The sequence below is a fragment of the Rheinheimera sp. genome (assembly GCF_030824435.1).
GTDB lineage: Bacteria > Pseudomonadota > Gammaproteobacteria > Enterobacterales > Alteromonadaceae > Pararheinheimera.
This window is the reverse complement of sequence record NZ_JAVBXS010000059.1, coordinates 1-17,862: the sequence shown is the minus strand read 5'-3', so window position 1 is coordinate 17,862 and position 17,862 is coordinate 1. Positions and strand designations below refer to the sequence as shown.

Annotated in this window: 16 protein-coding genes; 1 reads left to right on the top strand and 15 read right to left on the bottom strand. The window is 47.9% G+C overall.

Going from position 1 to position 17,862, the window contains the following annotated elements; all coding sequences use genetic code 11:
* Positions 1-257: 257 nt before the first annotated feature.
* Together recA and pncC are read right to left on the bottom strand one after the other, a co-directional pair.
* Positions 258-1,316, bottom strand: a complete 1,059-nt coding sequence (recA, locus tag RCH83_RS12465) for a recombinase RecA (RefSeq protein ID WP_306522558.1) — start codon at positions 1,314-1,316, stop codon at positions 258-260.
* Between the two features lie 45 nt (positions 1,317-1,361).
* Positions 1,362-1,874 carry a nicotinamide-nucleotide amidase gene (gene pncC, locus RCH83_RS12460; RefSeq protein ID WP_306522556.1) on the bottom strand — a complete coding sequence of 171 codons (513 nt, stop codon included), beginning with the start codon at positions 1,872-1,874 and terminating at the stop codon, positions 1,362-1,364.
* Positions 1,875-1,907: 33 nt separating this feature from the next.
* Between pncC and mutS the strand changes: the two genes are divergently transcribed.
* Positions 1,908-4,568, top strand: a complete 2,661-nt coding sequence (gene mutS, locus RCH83_RS12455) for a DNA mismatch repair protein MutS (protein ID WP_306522554.1) — start codon at positions 1,908-1,910, stop codon at positions 4,566-4,568.
* 65 nt (positions 4,569-4,633) lie between these two features.
* Here mutS and rpoS read toward each other — a convergent pair whose 3' ends face one another.
* The 13 genes from rpoS to RCH83_RS12390 form a co-directional block, all read right to left on the bottom strand.
* On the bottom strand, positions 4,634-5,632 hold the full coding sequence (rpoS, locus tag RCH83_RS12450; RefSeq protein ID WP_306522552.1) for an RNA polymerase sigma factor RpoS: 999 nt from the start codon (positions 5,630-5,632) through the stop codon (positions 4,634-4,636).
* 78 nt (positions 5,633-5,710) lie between these two features.
* Positions 5,711-6,550: a peptidoglycan DD-metalloendopeptidase family protein gene (locus RCH83_RS12445; protein ID WP_306522550.1), complete on the bottom strand. Its 840-nt coding sequence runs from the start codon at positions 6,548-6,550 to the stop codon at positions 5,711-5,713.
* Positions 6,543-7,121 carry a YqaA family protein gene (locus RCH83_RS12440; protein WP_306522548.1) on the bottom strand — a complete coding sequence of 193 codons (579 nt, stop codon included), beginning with the start codon at positions 7,119-7,121 and terminating at the stop codon, positions 6,543-6,545. The genes RCH83_RS12445 and RCH83_RS12440 overlap by 8 nt, the downstream gene beginning before the upstream one ends.
* Positions 7,122-7,144: 23 nt before the next feature.
* Positions 7,145-7,792, bottom strand: a complete 648-nt coding sequence (locus RCH83_RS12435) for a protein-L-isoaspartate(D-aspartate) O-methyltransferase (RefSeq protein WP_373689768.1) — start codon at positions 7,790-7,792, stop codon at positions 7,145-7,147.
* Positions 7,793-7,800: 8 nt separating this feature from the next.
* Positions 7,801-8,553, bottom strand: coding sequence for a 5'/3'-nucleotidase SurE (gene surE / locus RCH83_RS12430; protein ID WP_306522544.1), 753 nt, complete (start codon positions 8,551-8,553; stop codon positions 7,801-7,803).
* Entirely contained in the window at positions 8,554-9,678 is a 1,125-nt protein-coding gene (gene truD, locus RCH83_RS12425; protein WP_306522542.1) for a tRNA pseudouridine(13) synthase TruD, read from the bottom strand.
* A complete protein-coding gene (ispF, locus tag RCH83_RS12420) occupies positions 9,678-10,160 on the bottom strand; it encodes a 2-C-methyl-D-erythritol 2,4-cyclodiphosphate synthase (protein WP_306522540.1) in 483 nt (160 codons plus the stop codon). The genes truD and ispF overlap by 1 nt, the downstream gene beginning before the upstream one ends.
* On the bottom strand, positions 10,157-10,846 hold the full coding sequence (ispD, locus tag RCH83_RS12415; RefSeq protein WP_306522538.1) for a 2-C-methyl-D-erythritol 4-phosphate cytidylyltransferase: 690 nt from the start codon (positions 10,844-10,846) through the stop codon (positions 10,157-10,159). Before ispD ends, ispF begins: the two co-directional genes overlap by 4 nt.
* Positions 10,843-11,127: a cell division protein FtsB gene (ftsB, locus tag RCH83_RS12410; protein ID WP_306522535.1), complete on the bottom strand. Its 285-nt coding sequence runs from the start codon at positions 11,125-11,127 to the stop codon at positions 10,843-10,845. Before ftsB ends, ispD begins: the two co-directional genes overlap by 4 nt.
* Positions 11,128-11,240: 113 nt before the next feature.
* Positions 11,241-11,891: a hypothetical protein gene (locus RCH83_RS12405; protein WP_306522533.1), complete on the bottom strand. Its 651-nt coding sequence runs from the start codon at positions 11,889-11,891 to the stop codon at positions 11,241-11,243.
* A 147-nt stretch (positions 11,892-12,038) separates the two neighbouring features.
* Positions 12,039-13,331 (bottom strand): phosphopyruvate hydratase, encoded by a 1,293-nt coding sequence (eno, locus tag RCH83_RS12400; RefSeq protein ID WP_306522529.1) that lies wholly within the window; start codon positions 13,329-13,331, stop codon positions 12,039-12,041.
* A 56-nt stretch (positions 13,332-13,387) separates the two neighbouring features.
* Positions 13,388-15,028 (bottom strand): CTP synthase, encoded by a 1,641-nt coding sequence (locus tag RCH83_RS12395; protein WP_306522527.1) that lies wholly within the window; start codon positions 15,026-15,028, stop codon positions 13,388-13,390.
* Positions 15,029-15,304: 276 nt separating this feature from the next.
* Positions 15,305-17,862: penicillin acylase family protein (locus tag RCH83_RS12390; protein ID WP_306522525.1), on the bottom strand; the 2,558-nt coding region annotated here is incomplete at its 5' end.

The window sequence follows — 17,862 nt, the reverse complement described above, 5'->3', positions numbered from 1 at the left end:
GCTAAAAGCTAAAAGCTAAAAGCTAAAAGCTAAAAGCTAAAAGCTAAAAGCTAAAAGCTAAAAGCTAAAAGCTAAAAGCTAAAAGCTAAAAGCTAAAAGCTAAAAGCTAAAAGCTAAAAAAAATTTATCAGAGCAGCAAAAACAAAAACCGGCTTTAGCCGGTTTTTGTTTTTCTGTTACAGCACACTGCGTGGCGCTAAACTGCTCTACTCTACAAATTGAAAGGTACAACTTATACAGCAGGCTTTACGAACAGCTTACAGATCCTCTTCCATTTCCAAAGCTTCTGGCATCAACTCGTCCACTGCTGCCGTTGGTTTATGAGTGGCCTGCAGTAATAAACGGTTACGCAATTCTGTTTCAATTTCCAAAGCAATGGCTGGATTGTCCTGCAGGAACTTCATTGAGTTTGCTTTACCCTGACCAATTTTATTGCCTTTATAAGCGTACCAAGCGCCTGATTTATCAATGAGTTTTTCGTTCACACCCAGGTCAATCAGCTCACCGTTTTTACTGATACCGGCACCATACTGAATAATAAATTCGGCCTGTTTAAAAGGTGGCGCCACTTTATTTTTCACCACTTTCACGCGGGTTTCGTTACCCACCACTTCATCACCTTCTTTCACAGAGCCGATGCGGCGGATATCTAAACGTACTGACGCATAAAACTTCAGCGCGTTACCACCAGTAGTAGTTTCAGGTGAACCAAACATCACGCCAATTTTCATCCGGATTTGGTTAATGAAAATACATAAAGTGTTAGAACGTTTGATGTTACCTGTCAGCTTACGCAAAGCCTGTGACATCAGACGGGCTTGTAAGCCTACGTGGCTGTCGCCCATGTCACCTTCAATTTCGGCTTTTGGTGTTAAAGCGGCTACTGAGTCGACGATGATGACGTCTACTGCAGCTGAGCGCACTAACATGTCACAAATTTCCAGCGCCTGTTCACCGGTGTCTGGTTGCGACACTAATAAATCAGCCACGTTTACACCTAATTTAGCTGCGTACAATGGGTCTAAAGCGTGTTCAGCATCGATAAAAGCACAGGTTTTACCCATTTTTTGGGCTTCAGCAACTACCTGTAAAGTTAAGGTAGTTTTACCTGAAGATTCAGGACCGTAAATTTCAACAATACGACCACAAGGTAAACCACCAATGCCAAGCGCAATATCAAGGCCTAAAGAACCTGTCGGAATAAAATCGATATCAAGTGCGGTACTGTCGCCCAGACGCATAATTGAACCTTTACCGAACTGACGTTCAATTTGACCTAAGGCTGCGGCCAGTGCTTTTTGCTTGTTATCGTCCATCTGAATCTCCGACTGAAATCTGAAAAGGCATTAAATGCTGTATGCTCATACAGTAGTTGAATGCGTTTGCTCTGTCAACAATAAAATCAGCTGCTGTAATGCAAAATCAATTGCCTGCAAACGTACCGCAGCTCTGTCACCATGAAATACCATTCGCGTGGTGACAGTGTGACCAAATAAATAAAAACCAAAACAAACAGTGCCCACAGGTTTAAAAGCTGAACCACCGTCAGGCCCGGCAATGCCAGAAACTGCCACTGCAACTTCGGCGTTGGCCGTTGCCGCCGCACCTTGTGCCATTTCCAGCACTGTCTCTTCACTGACGGCACCAAACTGCAATAAAGTGGCACTTTTTACCGCCAGCAACTGCTGTTTGGCTTTATTGCTGTAGGTCACAAAACCACGATCAAGATAAGCGGAACTACCGGCAATGGCGGTCAGACTATAAGCAATACCGCCGCCAGTGCAGGATTCAGCAGTGGTGATAGTGCAATTTTTCCGTAATAATAGCTGCCCGAGTTCAGCCGCCAATTGTTGGGTTTGTGCCGGAACCGTCATCTTAAGTCCAATGCAGGAAGTCAGAACACCATTATGCCGTCAGATATGAAAACCGGGCAAGTCTCCACAGCACATACACCCATGATGCAACAATACCTGGGCCTGAAGGCCGAAAATCCGGACATTTTATTGTTTTACCGGATGGGTGACTTTTATGAGCTGTTTTATGACGACGCCAAAAAAGCGGCGGCACTGTTAGATATTTCTCTGACCAAAAGAGGCCAGTCGGCAGGCGCTCCTATTCCAATGGCCGGCATCCCGCATCACGCTATTGAAAACTATCTGGCACGACTGGTGCAATTGGGCGAATCCGTGGCTATTTGTGAGCAGGTGGGAGACCCTGCGCTCAGCAAAGGGCCGGTGGAACGCAAAGTGGTGCGTATTGTGACCCCTGGCACTGTCACAGACGAAGCCTTGCTGAACGAGCGGCAGGACAACCTGCTGGCCGCACTTTATCAGGTGAAACAGCAATATGGTTTGGCATACCTTGACCTCACCTCAGGTCGTTTTTTACTGACCGAAGTTTCTCAACTGGATGATTTATACGGCGTGTTGCAAAGGTTAAATCCGGCAGAGCTGCTTTATAGTGAAGAGTTGCAATTACCGGATGCCATTTTAAGCCGCAAAGGTGCACGCCGCCGTCCTGTTTGGGAATTTGAAGCCAAAAGTGCGGAACGTGCTTTATGCCAGCAATTTGGCACCCGCGATTTAACCAGTTTTGGTGTAAAAGACGCCCCTGTTGCGCTGATGGCCGCCGGTTGCCTGATGCAATATGTGAAAGACACCCAGCGTGCTGCTTTGCCCCATATCCGCGCCGTAGCACTGGAAAGAGCTCAGGATCATATAGTGCTGGACGCTGCCACCAGGCGTAATCTGGAACTGACGCAACGCCTGAATGGCCAGTTTGACCAGACGCTGGCCGCTGTGCTGGATCAATGCCAGACCGCTATGGGCAGCAGGTTATTAAAACGCTGGATCCACGCGCCGCTGCGTGATCAACAGCTGGTGACGAACCGCCATCAGGCGGTAGCTGAATTACAGTCTTATCACACTGAACTGGCGCCTGCGCTTAAACAAATTGGTGATATTGAACGTATTATTGCAAGGTTGGCGCTGCGTAGCGCCAGACCGCGGGATTTTGCCCGTTTACGTCAGGCGTTACAGCAGCTGCCAGAACTGGCGTTGTGTTTACAACCTTTACAAAGCCCACTGTTGCAACAGATTAAAAACGCCTGTCAGCCGCTGCCAGAACTGTGCAACTTACTGGAACGCGCCATTATCGATAGCCCGCCAGTGCTTATCCGCGATGGTGGTGTGATAGCGCCTGGTTATTCCGCTGAACTAGATCAATGGCGTGCATTGGCAACAGGCGCAACAGACTATCTGGAGCAGCTGGAACAAAGAGAAAAAGCCCGCACCGGTATCGCCTCATTAAAAGTGGGTTTTAATAAAGTGGCGGGTTATTTTATTGAAACCGGCCGCGCCGCTGCCGACGCCGTGCCTGCCGACTATATTCGCCGCCAGACACTGAAAAACAACGAAAGATACATTATTCCTGAACTGAAAGAATACGAAGACAAAGTACTTGGCAGTCAAAGTAAAGCTTTGGCGCTGGAGAAGCAGTTATATGAAGTGTTATTCGATTTAACAGCGCCCTATCTGGCCGAGCTGCAACAACTGGCTGCACGTTTGTCGGAGCTGGATGTACTGACGAACTTTGCTGAACGTGCCGGCACACTGAATTATCAACAACCTAAATTAGTCAGCAACATCGGCATCAATATTCAGGGTGGCCGTCACCCAGTGGTAGAAACCGTCAGCACTGAACCTTTTATTGCCAATCCGCTGCAGATGAATACCCAAAGACGCATGCTACTGGTGACTGGTCCGAATATGGGCGGTAAATCGACTTATATGCGCCAGGCGGCTTTGATAGTGCTAATGGCATATATTGGCTGTTTTGTGCCGGCCGACAGCGCTGAACTTGGCCCGATAGACCGTATTTTTACCCGTATTGGCGCATCAGACGATTTAGCCTCCGGTCGTTCTACTTTTATGGTGGAAATGACCGAAACTGCCACTATTTTGCATCATGCTACTGCGCAAAGTCTGGTATTGATGGATGAAATTGGCCGCGGCACCAGCACTTATGATGGTTTGTCGCTGGCATGGGCTTGTGCCGATTACCTGGCTTGCAAACTTCAGTCGCTGACCTTATTTGCCACCCACTATTTCGAACTGACCGAACTGGCCACTTTATTACCAGGTGTGGTGAATATTCACCTGGATGCAGTGGAACATGATGAACATATTGTGTTTATGCATCAGGTGCAGGATGGAGCCGCCAGCAAAAGTTATGGTTTACAGGTCGCCCAGCTGGCAGGTGTGCCAAAAGCGGTGATTTTGCAGGCGAAACAAAAATTGCTGGAACTGGAGCAACAACATATACAGTTGCCGGCAAAAACTGCAACAAAACCACAGCCTGGTAAACAGCAGCCACAAAATATCATCAACGGCAGCAATGGTATTAACAGCGCCAATGGCAAAACTACCGCTCAACTGCCGCTACAGCAAAGCCTGCTTATCGACGACATGCCACATCCGGTGCTGGAATTATTAAGGGCGCAACAACTGGATGATTTAAGCCCACGTCAGGCGCTGGAGTTGTTGTATCAGTTGAAAAACCAACTGTAAAAAAACAAATTCTGAAAAACAAAAAAGGAGCCTTGGCTCCTTTTTTTATCAGATAAATCAGCTGGTTATTCCTGGAATAACGTTTCGATATTCAGGCCCTGATGGGTGACAATTTCGCGCAGGCGACGCAGCGCCTCCACCTGAATTTGCCTGACCCTTTCGCGGGTTAAACCAATTTCACGACCTACATCTTCCAGCGTGGAAGGTTCAAAACCTAACAGGCCAAAACGACGCGCCAGCACTTCCCGCTGTTTTGGGTTGAGCTCTTCGAGCCATAACACCAGATGGTGGCGGATATCAGCGTCCTGCAGTTCGGTTTCCGGCCCCAGTTCTTTTTCATCCGCCAGAATATCCAGCAGTTGCTTTTCCGACGAACCGGCAACAGGTGTATCCACTGACGTAATTTTTTCGTTCAGTTTCAGCATTCTGCGCACTTCTTCAACAGGGCGGTCTAAGGCTGACGCAATTTCTTCCGGCGTAGGTTCGTGGTCCAGTCGTTGTGACAGTTCACGGGCGGCACGCAGGTAAATATTCAGCTCTTTCACCACATGAATAGGCAACCGGATGGTTCTGGTCTGATTCATAATGGCGCGTTCTATGGTCTGGCGGATCCACCAGGTGGCATAAGTAGAAAAACGAAAACCTCGTTCCGGGTCAAATTTTTCCACAGCACGGATAAGGCCGAGGTTACCTTCTTCAATCAGATCAAGCAGCGCCAGACCACGATTGATATAACGACGGGCAATTTTCACCACCAGTCGCAGGTTACTTTCAATCATACGTTTGCGGGCGGCCTGATCCCCTTTGAGGGATAAACGGGAAAAATAAACTTCTTCTTCGGCAGACAATAACGGTGAAAATCCAATTTCGCCCAGATAAATCTGAGTGGCGTCCATGGCTCTGGCGCTATCATCACGGGTGAATACATCGTCTGGCGTGTTTTCTTCTTCGGCAGCAAGTGCAGCGAGATCAGGCTCTGCGCCTTCATCTTCAAGCAATACAGCTTCTTCAGTTAATTCGGATTCTTTAAAATCAACTACTTCGTCTTCATCTTTGTGTCCCATATCCTTCTCCCAACTCTACCAGGGTAGTGACGCTTAACTGCCAGAAATCCTTTCTTTTCGTTTGAGCTTGTGGTTTTTTTATTTTAGGTATTTGAGCGGATCAACAGATTGGCCACGAAAACGAATTTCAAAATGCAGTTGTACACGCTCTGCATCAGTGTTGCCCATTTCTGCAATCAATTGACCAGCGACCACCGATTCACGCTCCTTCACCAATAAGCGGTTATTGTGAGCGTAGGCACTAAGGAAATCATCGTTGTGTTTGATAATGACCAGGTTGCCATAACCACGCAACGCATTGCCGGCATATACCACCTGGCCTGCTGCTGCAGCTTTGATCGGTGTTCCGACAGCACCACCAATATCCAGGCCTTTGTTGCCATGTTCCTGGTAGGAAAATTTCGCAAGTACAGGACCTTTTACTGGCCATAACCATTGCGATACGTTTCCATTACTGGTAATCTTGCCGGTTTTTTCAGGTTCTTCGACCTGTTGATTCTGACCATAGCGCTTTTGATTTTGCCGTGCAACTACTTTAGCGTTATTTGATGAACTGTTTGAAAACCTTGGCTTTGAATAATTCTTATTTGCTGATTTATCTGCAGATTGTGGTCCACGTAAAGCTGTTTGATACGTCGTATCCTGCCCCGTCACCAGCACCTGACCGACATAAATAGTATAAGGTTCAGGGATACGGTTCAGTCTTGCCAAGGCGCGATAATCCATGCCGGCACGAAAGGCAATAGAAAACAGCGTATCCCCTTTTTTCACTTGATAAGTCTCAGCACGTAAACTGGCTTTTTGTCTGGATTTACTCGACCAGGAATCCACCGGCGCCGGGCTATGAGAGCCTGAACAAGCCAATAAGGTCAGTGCCAGAGTTGCCAGCAAAACACGCTGTAGTATCAGCTTAGCCATAAATAAAATACAACACTGCACCAAGACCTACAGTGCCCCAGCCAAGAATATCGACTATTTCGCGCAATTTTTGCTGCATTTTGGTACCGCCCCAGTACATCAGTCCTGCCACCAGAAAAAACCTGCTGGCACGGCCAATAGCTGATGCAATAACAAAAGGCAAAAATGCCATATGCATTAAACCTGCGCCTACGGTAAAAAGTTTATAGGGAATAGGCGAAAAGCCGGCGATAAACACTACCCAGACGCCGTACTCGGTGAACCAGCGTTCAACCAGCGCAAAAGTGTCCTGATAACCCATGTACTGAATAAAAGGCAACACCACAGGCTCATATAACAACCAGCCAAGCAAATAACCAAAAACACCACCCAGCACCGAAGCTATTGTGGTTAAAGTGGCATAACGCCAGGCTTTTTCCGGATGCGCCAGCGCCATAGGCGCTAACATCACATCAGGCGGAATAGGAAAAATAACTGACTCAGTAAAACTTAAACCAAACAAATAACGTTCAGCATGACGATGTTTTGCCCACACCAGCGCTTTGTCATACATCCATTGGAAAATTTTCAACGACTGCTCCTGTACACCCGAAATCAGGCCAATTCGCCCGGTACCAAAGGTACAAACCGGACTGCTTCAACATCTTGTTGGGTAAATTCATCACCAGTGCGGGTATAAACCCTGAGCACCTGCTCCTGCGCCCCCACTGGTATTACTAAACGGCCACCATCTTTGAGCTGCGCCAGTAAATCTGCCGGCACCTGAGTTGGCGCCGCAGTGACAATAATGCAATCAAAAGGTGCTTTACTGGCCCAGCCGAGCCAGCCATCCCCATGTTTCATCGCCACATTGTGCAAATCCAGCTGCTGCAACCGGCGTTTTGCCTGAAACTGCAAAGCCTTAATACGTTCAACAGTACAAACCTTTGCAAATAACTGCGCCAGAATAGCGGTTTGATAACCTGAGCCAGTGCCAATTTCCAGTACATTTAAAGGATGCCAGTTGTTTGTTTCATTTTGTGCAAGCAACAACTCGGTCATACGCGCGACAATATAAGGCTGGGAAATGGTCTGGCCCTGGCCTATCGGCAATGCTGTATTTTCATAAGCTTTATGCGCCAGAATCATTTCCACAAATAAATGCCGTGGTGTATTGGCAAGGGCGGCCAAAACTTTGGCGTCTTTAATGCCGTCCTGTTGTAATTTTTGCGCCAGCAAAGTGGCGCTGCGTTGAGTTGCCACCGCCATAGTTAAAGCTCTATCCCGTGCAACCAATCGCGCAAAGGTTCCAGACTACGATAAGCCGTCATATCAATCTGCAAAGGTGTGACTGAAGCATAACCTTGGGCTATGGCATGAAAATCTGTGCCTTCACCGGCATCAAGTTCTGGCCCTAAAGAGCCGTACCAATAAATGGATCTGCCCCATGGATCTGTAGTACCGGTCATGGTTTCAGCTTTATGCCGACGGCCAAGCCGGGTGACCGCTATACCTTTGAGTTCATTCAGGGGCACGGCAGGCACATTAATATTTAAAATTTGATCTGAGGGCAGCGGATGGGATTTCAGTTTTTTAATCACTTGCACTGTGACATAAGCAGCAGTGGCAAAATGTTCATCATTATGCCCAGCCAGCGACACTGCAATGGCAGGCAAACCCAGATGACGGCCTTCAGTGGCAGCTGCAACAGTGCCGGAATACAACACGTCATCACCTAAATTGGCACCGTGATTAATACCTGCCACCACCAGATCCGGCGCTTTGTCAAACAGCTGGCTAATGGCCAGATGCACGCAGTCAGTGGGCGTGCCGTTCACCGCAATAAAACCGTTATCCAGACGTTGGGTTCGCAGCGGATTCAGCAAAGTTAAAGAATTACTGGCACCACTACAATTGCGGTCCGGCCCAACAGTGGTGACTTCGGCAATTTGGGATAAAGCCTGCTGCAACACCAAAATGCCTTTGGCATGCACCCCATCATCATTACTTAATAAAATCCGCATCTATGACTCCAGACTGGAAAAGTCGCGGCTGACATCCTGATATTTCACCAGCTCTCTGAGCACAGAAGTGGCAAAACAACCTGTTGGCAGCGCAAATTGCAGTTCGAGTGTATCAGCTTGCCATTGATAACTCAGCGCTTTTGGCGTTAAGCGGGCTGAACGGCGTTCTGTATTCACGTTTAAATCACAAAGTGCCTGCACCCAATGGGCAAAAGGCGCCAGCTGTGTTTGTTGCCACTCAAGTGCTTCTCCAGTTTCCAGCACTTTGCCAATACCAGGCAACACTGCGGTTGGGTGAATATCACCTTCCGTCAGGCGTTGTAAAATGGCTTCATCTGCAACTTCAACCAAAAACACCGAACCTGAACCATCCAGCTGTACCACAGAACCCGGCAATAACTGGTCGAATAACTGCTGTGTGACTCTGGCGGACAACTGCTGGTTAAATAACATAGAACGGCTGGCCGACAAGGCTAAACCCCGTAATTGCCGATCAGGAATACTGTGGCCGGCAAAAAGTTTCGCCGCCAACAGTAAATTACCACCGCCATGGCCAAACCTTTGTTCACCATAATAATTTGGTACGCCTTGGGTAATTAACGCCAGTCGCTGTTCTACTTCAGCTTTGTCGCTGACACTGCGCAGCCTTAATTTAAAGTGGTTTTGTTTAATCGAACCTAACTTCAGCCGGCGCTGGTGGCGGATGGTGTCGAGAATGCGTACACCTTCAATATTCCAATCTTGATAATTCAGCTCTTGTTTAATTGGCACCGGCAAACAAAACCATTGCCGGGTGACCGCATGACGGTCTTTTAAACCGGCATAACTGACCAGTCTTGCTTTTAAACCAGCGGCAGCGGCAATTTGTTTGGCAACATATTGGGTGTTCTGGCCAATTTTTTCGACCAAAAGCAGCATATGTTCACCTGCCCCTGTTGGTGTAAAACTTAGCTCTTCATCAACAATAAAATCACTGGGCTCACTGCGTAATAAGGCTGTTGCCGAAGGCTCACCATATAAATAAGCCAAAGGAGCAAAATCAGGCACTATCACAGCGGCAGTGGCGGCTGTGGTGGCAGGCGCTGCAACAGCGTCGATATCTGTGGTTTTATTCAGCTCAGACATCAGGCTTGCACCAACAGCACCACAGCTTCAACGGCAATACCTTCTTTGCGGCCAACAAAACCCAGTTTTTCAGTGGTGGTGGCTTTCACATTCACCTGCATCAGATTTGTGGCTAAATCTGAGGCCAGCACTTCACGCATGGCATTGATATGGGGCGCCATTTTCGGCGCCTGTGCCATAATAGTCACATCCAGATTGCCTATCTGATAACCCAGCGCTTTTACATCACTAAAGACTTTACGCAGCAAAATACGACTGTCGATACCTTTAAAAGCAGCGTCAGTGTCAGGGAAATGATGACCAATATCACCAAGGGCAACTGCGCCAAGCAAAGCGTCGGCCACTGCATGCAATACCACGTCACCATCTGAATGCGCCAATAAACCCTGGGGGTAATCAATTTTTACGCCACCAAGAGTGATTGGGCCTTCGCCGCCAAAAGCGTGTACGTCAAAACCATGTCCAATCCGAAAAGGGATCATTGTTGCTCCAGATAAAAACGAGCCAGCAGCAAATCTTCGCTCTGGGTAATTTTGATATTGTCAGCACGACCGCTGACCAACAGCACAGGTAAACCGGCCCATTCCAGCGCCGAAGCTTCGTCGGTGATCACAGCGCCACTTTGCAACGCTTGTTGCAGAACGTCTTTAAGCTGTGCTGTAGGGAAAAGTTGTGGCGTCAGCGCATGCCAAAGGTCTTTGCGCTCAACTGTATGCAGCACCTGGGTATTCTCCAGCGTGCCCATACTACGTTTCATGGTGTCGCGCACCGGCGTTGCCAGAATGCCACCACAACCTGAATCAACGCAGCGTTTTATCAGCTTTTGAATATCGGCGACATGCACCAAAGGTCTGGCGGCATCATGCACCAGCACCCAGGGATACTCTTTGGCATCAATCGCCATTAAACCTGCAAGCACAGAGTCAGCACGCTCGCTGCCGCCTGTGACCCGGTGAATGTGTGGCTGTAGCGCTAAGCTGGTGGCAGCAAAATAAGGATCATCTTTGGCAACAGCCAACCAGACAGGCCCCAGTTCAGGCACCTGAGCTAAACGTTGTACTGTATGTTCCAGAATAGTTTTGCCGGCCAGTTCCAGATATTGTTTGGGTCTGTCGGCCTGCATGCGCTGACCAACACCTGCGGCAGGGATCACCACAGCGATGGTCATTTTTTACCTTGTGGAGTTAACAAACGGAAAAACACTTCGTCTTGTTTAATAAGACCCAGCTCGTTGCGGGCACGCTCTTCAATAGAATCCAGACCTTGTTGCAAATCGGCCACATCGGCCTGCAACATTTTATTGCGTTTTTCCAGCTCCAGATTGCTGCTTTGATGGGTGCGTAATTCTTCTTTATGCTGCAGATATTCTTTGACGCTGTGCTGACCGAACCAAAGCCGGTATTGCAAAGCGGCACATAAAGTCAGCAGGATCAAAAGCAATAAACGCATACAACACCAGTCAGTTCAGGATTGGCTTTATTATGAAGGCTTCCCTGCGCGCTGAAAAGCCCCGACATTTGCTATTTCTGGCGGATTTGCCCTATTTGCCGGCTTTTATTTGTTTAACGCAGTTCTTTTTTTGCCTGATGAGGTTTGGCAAAGTTTTGCCAGTTCAAACGACTGGCCAAGAGCAACTCACGCAGGCTTAGAAGCCTTGGGGTTTTGCGTTCCTGATTACGCCACTGATGACCACAGCACACGGCCACCAGCACAGTTTTACTCGGTTTGAGTAACAGTTTTTGCTGATTGTCCGGCTCTTGTGGCCAACCTGCCATGGCAAACCAACCATGTTCATTACAATGAATACGCTGGCCGTCATGGTCAATTTCATCAACAGAATCCAGCCGGATTTGTTCAATATCCTGTTCTTTACCATAGACCGGCACTAACAAACCAAGCTTGGCGTTTTTGTGATAAAACGCAAAAATGCTTTCTGATTCATCTACATGAGGTACAGGACAGACTTTGCTTTGGCTATGTAACCAACAAGCATTCTGGCTATCGAGTGTTAAAGGTGACGGGTGTTTTAAAATTAACGAAGCAGCTTCACGCACATAAAACGGCAAACTGCCGAGCCTTTTGGCTAACCAGGCTAATTTGTCCGGTGGAGTTTGCGCCAGACGCAACAATTCCCGCTCGTACAAGGTATTGCACAGCTCAATATAAGTCTGATTTTGCTCAGGTAAAAACCAGAGTTCGTTTTGTGACTTCATCTGACGATGTTAGCTTGTTTCATAAGGCTGTAAAAGGCTGCGTTTTTATCCAGTTGCTGCGGTTTTCCAAAAAAACCACAGTGAACAACATCAAATCCGTTTGACAAAAAAAGCGCATAAAGCGCTTTTTTTATCGGACTCAAAAGCTTATTGGCCTTTGATTTCTGAACGGCCTTTATAAGGTGCTTTAGCACCCAGCTCTTGCTCAATACGCAATAACTGGTTGTATTTTGACACCCGGTCAGAACGGCATAAAGAGCCGGTTTTGATTTGACCAGCGGCAGTGCCCACTGCTAAATCAGCAATAAAGGCATCTTCAGTTTCACCGGAGCGGTGAGAAATAACCGCCGTAAAACCAGCATCTTTGGCCATTTTAATAGCAGCTAAAGTTTCAGTTAAAGAACCAATCTGGTTAAATTTGATCAGGATAGAGTTACCAATGCCCTGCTCAATACCGCGGGTTAAAATTTTGGTGTTGGTGACAAACAAGTCATCACCAACCAGCTGTACTTTGTTACCAATTTTATTGGTTAAGTCTTTCCAGCCGTCCCAATCTGATTCGTCCAGACCATCTTCAATAGAGATAATCGGGAACTTAGTAGCAAGACCGGCCAGGAAGTCGTTAAATTCATAAGAAGTGAATTCTTTGCCTTCACCGCTCAGTTTGTATTTACCGTCATGGTAAAACTCAGAAGCAGCGCAGTCTAAAGCTAAAGTGATGTCTTTATTCAGCTCGTAACCGGCAGCGGCTACCGCTTTAGAAATCACAGTTAAGGCTTCTTCGTTTGATTTTAAATCAGGCGCAAAACCACCTTCATCACCAACTGCTGTGTTTAAACCCTGGCTGTGCAGTTCTTTTTTCAGCTGGTGGAAAATTTCAGCGCCCATACGAAGTGCTTCAGCAAAAGTTTTGGCGCCAACAGGCTGAACCATAAACTCCTGAATATCAACGTTATTGTCGGCATGTTCACCACCATTGATGATATTCATCATAGGTACTGGCATTGAATACACACCAGGGGTGCCGTTTAAATCAGCAATATGCTGATACAAAGGGATTTTTTTATCAGCAGCTGCAGCGCGGGCAACAGCTAAAGACACCGCCAGAATAGCGTTAGCGCCTAACTTGGATTTAGACTCAGTGCCGTCTAAATCAATCATGATCTGGTCGATATTGGCTTGTTCGTAAGCGCATTTGCCCACCAGTGCCGCTTTAATAGGGCCGTCAATATTGGCAACAGCAGTGCGCACACCTTTGCCTAAATAACGGCTTTTATCGCCGTCACGCAGCTCTAAAGCTTCGCGGGTACCGGTGGAGGCGCCTGAAGGTGCACAACCACGGCCCATCACGCCGCTTTTTAAAAATACATCGGCTTCAACTGTTGGATTGCCGCGCGAGTCCAGAATTTCACGGGCAACGATATTGATAATTTCTGACATGTATATCCCCTGTAGGCTAAAGCAAAAAAGCCGCGATCGAAGTCGCGGCTTTTTCATTATTTAGTCGTTTGTTGTTTCTGATATTTGGCTGCTGCTGCAACAAAACCCTGGAACAACGGATGACCGTCGCGTGGTGTCGAGTTAAATTCCGGGTGGAACTGACCCGCCACGAACCATGGGTGGTTTGGTAATTCGATCATTTCCACCAGCTGATTGTCAGCCGACAGACCGGAAATAATCAGGCCAGCCTCTTCAAGTTTAGGAATAAAGTGGTTGTTCACTTCATAACGATGGCGGTGACGTTCGCTAATCACATCAGCGCCATAAGTTTCGCGGGCTTTGGTATTGGCCTTGAGGTTACAGTTTTGGCTACCCAGACGCATAGTGCCGCCAAGATCCGAATCATCGGTTCTTTGCTCCACCTGACCTGCGCTGTCCAGCCATTCAGTGATGAGACCCACCACAGGGTAAGCTGTATCTTTGTTAAATTCGGTTGAATGTGCACCTTTCATACCTGCCACGTTACGGGCAAATTCAATCAGCGCCACTTGCATACCCAGACAAATGCCAAGGTAAGGTACTTTGTTTTCGCGGGCGTATTGGGCCGCCAGAATTTTGCCTTCAACACCACGCTCACCAAAACCACCAGGCACCAGAATGCCATCCAGGCCAGCTAAAATGGCTGAACCTTTGGTTTCAACGTCTTGGGAGTCGATGTATTTAATAGTGACAGTTAAGCGGTTTTTTAAACCGGCGTGGTTCAGCGCTTCGTTCACCGACTTATAAGCGTCTTTGAGCTCAACGTATTTACCCACCATACCAATGGTCACTTCACCCGTTGGGTTACTTTCCTGATACAACACCTGTTCCCATTCGGTCAGGTCGGCTTCAGGGCAGTTTAAGTAAAAACGGCGTACCACTAAGTCATCCAGGCCTTGTGACTTTAACAAAGCCGGAATTTGGTAAATGCTGGACACGTCTTTTAATGAAATAACGGCACGTTCTTCCACATTGGTGAACAGCGCAATTTTGGCTTTTTCATTGCCTGGAATAGAGCGGTCTGAACGGCAAATCAGAATATCCGGCTGAATACCAATAGAACGCAGCTCTTTGACTGAATGTTGGGTTGGTTTGGTTTTGATTTCGCCAGCGGTACCTAAGTATGGCACCAGGGTTAAATGCATAAATAACGCACGTTCACGGCCGATTTCAGTGCCAAGCTGACGAATCGCTTCTAAAAATGGTAAAGATTCGATATCACCCACTGTGCCACCAATTTCAACAATGGCAATGTCATAACCTTCAGCACCGGCAACAACACGGGCTTTAATTTCATTGGTGATATGCGGAATAACCTGAATAGTGGCACCTAAATAGTCACCACGGCGCTCACGGCGCAACACTTCAGAATAAATTTTACCCTGAGTGAAGTTATTCAGTTTGGTCATTTTGGTGCGGATAAATCGCTCGTAATGGCCTAAATCGAGGTCGGTTTCAGCGCCGTCTTCGGTGACAAATACTTCACCGTGCTGAATTGGGCTCATGGTACCCGGATCCACGTTGATATAAGGATCCAGTTTCAGGATTGTTACCTTCAGGCCACGCGCTTCTAAAATTGCAGCTAAAGAAGCAGCGGCAATACCTTTACCTAAAGATGAGACAACCCCACCCGTCACGAAGATGTATCTTGTAGTCATGAGACCCCTGAGGCACGTTGAATTTTGGATATCACACCAAGCTGAAATTAATAGCTTTTACCTGTTTACACAGGAGCAGAAGCAAGAAGATCAGAATTGGTATCAGGACGGGCGGAAAGTATAGCAAAGAGCAGAGGCAGGCTCAATCGAAAGCTTGGCTTAATGTCGCTTTGAAAAAATGCCGGACAAATAACTGAAAAAGTGCAGTGAAAAAGGTTGTGGCAGCAACACCACCACAACCGGTTTTTTCTTCAGGTTTTTATTTAAGGTTCTGTTTTAAGGTTCAAGCGTTAAAGTCACAGTTTTGACCGTGGCATTTTTTACCTCATCAGCTTTAAACAACATTGGCCGCCACAGCCCCTGACTAAAAAGCTTGGTTTGGTCAGCAAAAAATGGCGAAGCAGGGTCGTGCGACTGGCTATAGGCCAGCATCATGTCGGCTTGTGGCCCTTGTGCTGTAAATTGCAGCGCCATCACAAAACTACTGCCGTAATTTACTCTGTAGGCATGTTCTGTTTTGCCGTCCACAGTCACATTGGACAACATCGAATCGGCACGGCCAGTACCGGCAACCACATTGGCTAAATCAGCGGTGCTGCGTGACGGTATCGCCCTTTCACTCATATTAAACAAGCCTTCATACGAATAACCGCCCGCTATTGGCAAACTGGCCTGACCCACAGTTTTTTGTACAAACTGAATGGAGCCCAAAGGCGCGTCTAAAGCAATACCGGCAAGGGTTAAACGTTGCACGGCAGCAGCAAGAGCCAGCAGCACTTTATCCTGCTCAGGCGCTGCAGCGGTATAAGGCGCCAGACCTGAAGGGGTTAAAGCGGCGTTTTCGGCATCAAAAGGCAACTGATACAAAGACTTATCCAGATTTTTTTCACCGGCAATACGGTAAGCCATTAAAAACTCCCGCATCAGATGAGCGCCGCGGCTATCGAGCTGATAACGGCCATCCCAGCTCAAAAGTACCTGACAAGCCTGGGTTAAATCCAGCAAGCCCGCTGGCAACTGTAATTGCGGGAACATAACACAACGTTGTGCCAATGCTGTTTTCAGTTCAGTGCCAAATAAGGAACCATTGTGGCTAAACACCGATTTGAGCTCAGCAAAATTAAATTTACCGTCAGCGCCGGCCAGTTGTGTTGGGCTTAACCCTGCAATCAGCTGGGCATTATAACGGGTGCGCGGGCTACGTTCAGTGCGCTCAGGGCCATACACCAGGCTAAAACCATCCAGCGGCGCTGTTAAGTTACTGAGCCAATGGCTGCTATTGGCGTTAAACACATAATCGGTGCGCTCTAGTTTTGGTGCTTTGGCAAAAGGCATTAAACCAGGACTGCCTGCATCGACACTGCTTACCCATTCAAAAGCCGGATCTGAGCCTGGCAATAAAATGTTACCAACACCGTCCTGCCAGATGGGCGCCAGCTGCGGGCTTTTGCTGGCACTGGCCCAATAAGCTTCAGCCGTAGGGCTTAACTGTGGCACCTGGCTGCCATCCAGATAAGCCGCAGTGCCGCTACTATCGGCCATTAAAGTGTTCACCCACGGAATGCCATTGTTCTCACTAAAGGCATTAAAAAATTCGGTTTTATTGCGTGCTTTGCCCATGGCCAGCCAATGTTGCAACATCCGGCTATTGCCTGTGTTGGCATCGCGCATGCTGATAGCGGTTTTTTGATTCCAGCCAAGTGCCGGTGATAACGCCGTTAAATCCAGCATGGGGCCATAATGGCTGCGGTATAAGGTGGTTTCGATGCTGTTGATGCTCTGATCGGCTTGCAGCACTTCTACTTTCACTTTTTTTGCCGTGATATCACGGTAACCATTGCCGTAGCGGTATCGCAGCGGGTTGCCCTCTTCGAGATTCAGCTGATACAGCGTAAAACGTTTCGACTGCGAAACAGTGTGGGTCCAGCCCAGCTGCTGGTTAAAACCAATCAGCACAGCAGGCATACCAATCATGCTGACGCCTGTCACATCCAGCTCACCCGGTATGGTTAAATGCTGTTCAAAAAACCTGAGCTCGCCATCCCACGGAAAATGTGGATTGGCAAGCAAAGCACTTTTTGCACCTTCGGTTTTGTCTTTGCCAAGGGCCCAGCCGTTGCTGCCAATACCTTCAACAGTGGCATGCACTTGCGAGGCAGCTATTGCCGGCGATACCGCGGCGGTCTGACTGGGCGGCACTGCCACCGCCATAGCAGCTAAAAAGTTACGGGTACTGGCTAAGCTGGCCAAATCCAGATAATAAGCCAACAAATCTTCCGGCTGAATTGGCGTCACCCAGTTCATGCCACGGCAAGGGCCAGGATAATTATCACTACCGCCAAACTGACGGAGCTGATGGTTAAAACCTTCAGCATAACCCTGCATCAGCATTTTGCTGTCCAAAGGCACGGCGCCATACAGCTGCCTTGCCTGGGTCCCATAATCCAGTGCGCGGTAGGCTATATCAGATAACAGATTTTTCTGCCCTGGGCCAGCGCCAAAATAGCGGGATTTTTCGCCTTTAAGTTTTAATAATTGCTCTGCCAGGGTGCATAAATTTTCGCTGGCCTGCGCATAACCCACCCCATAACCCAAAGCGCGGTAACTAGCGGCCTGAATATGCGGCACGCCATGGGCTGTATAGCTGATGGTGACTGTTTCGGCTTGCGGTAAAGTTAGCGGCGGGGATTTTTTATCGTCGTTATTACAAGCCAGCAGCAGGGTTGTTGCCAATGGCAATAGCAAATTATGCAACTTCATCAACGTCACTCCTTTGTCGTTTAAAGTGAAACTGACATTAGCATATTTTTTACACAATAAAATACCGGCGCAAT

What these genes read in the sequence shown, in the direction of transcription:
- ftsB (WP_306522535.1), bottom strand. Translation starts at nt 11,127, where the DNA reads ATGCGTTTATTGCTTTTGATCCTGCTGACTTTATGTGCCGCTTTGCAA.
- RCH83_RS12405 (WP_306522533.1), bottom strand. Translation starts at nt 11,891, where the DNA reads ATGAAGTCACAAAACGAACTCTGGTTTTTACCTGAGCAAAATCAGACT.
- truD (WP_306522542.1), bottom strand. Translation starts at nt 9,678, where the DNA reads ATGTCTGAGCTGAATAAAACCACAGATATCGACGCTGTTGCAGCGCCT.
- recA (WP_306522558.1), bottom strand. Translation starts at nt 1,316, where the DNA reads ATGGACGATAACAAGCAAAAAGCACTGGCCGCAGCCTTAGGTCAAATT.
- mutS (WP_306522554.1), top strand. Translation starts at nt 1,908, where the DNA reads ATGCCGTCAGATATGAAAACCGGGCAAGTCTCCACAGCACATACACCC.
- RCH83_RS12445 (WP_306522550.1), bottom strand. Translation starts at nt 6,550, where the DNA reads ATGGCTAAGCTGATACTACAGCGTGTTTTGCTGGCAACTCTGGCACTG.
- surE (WP_306522544.1), bottom strand. Translation starts at nt 8,553, where the DNA reads ATGCGGATTTTATTAAGTAATGATGATGGGGTGCATGCCAAAGGCATT.
- ispD (WP_306522538.1), bottom strand. Translation starts at nt 10,846, where the DNA reads ATGACCATCGCTGTGGTGATCCCTGCCGCAGGTGTTGGTCAGCGCATG.
- RCH83_RS12395 (WP_306522527.1), bottom strand. Translation starts at nt 15,028, where the DNA reads ATGACTACAAGATACATCTTCGTGACGGGTGGGGTTGTCTCATCTTTA.
- rpoS (WP_306522552.1), bottom strand. Translation starts at nt 5,632, where the DNA reads ATGGGACACAAAGATGAAGACGAAGTAGTTGATTTTAAAGAATCCGAA.
- eno (WP_306522529.1), bottom strand. Translation starts at nt 13,331, where the DNA reads ATGTCAGAAATTATCAATATCGTTGCCCGTGAAATTCTGGACTCGCGC.
- pncC (WP_306522556.1), bottom strand. Translation starts at nt 1,874, where the DNA reads ATGACGGTTCCGGCACAAACCCAACAATTGGCGGCTGAACTCGGGCAG.
- ispF (WP_306522540.1), bottom strand. Translation starts at nt 10,160, where the DNA reads ATGATCCCTTTTCGGATTGGACATGGTTTTGACGTACACGCTTTTGGC.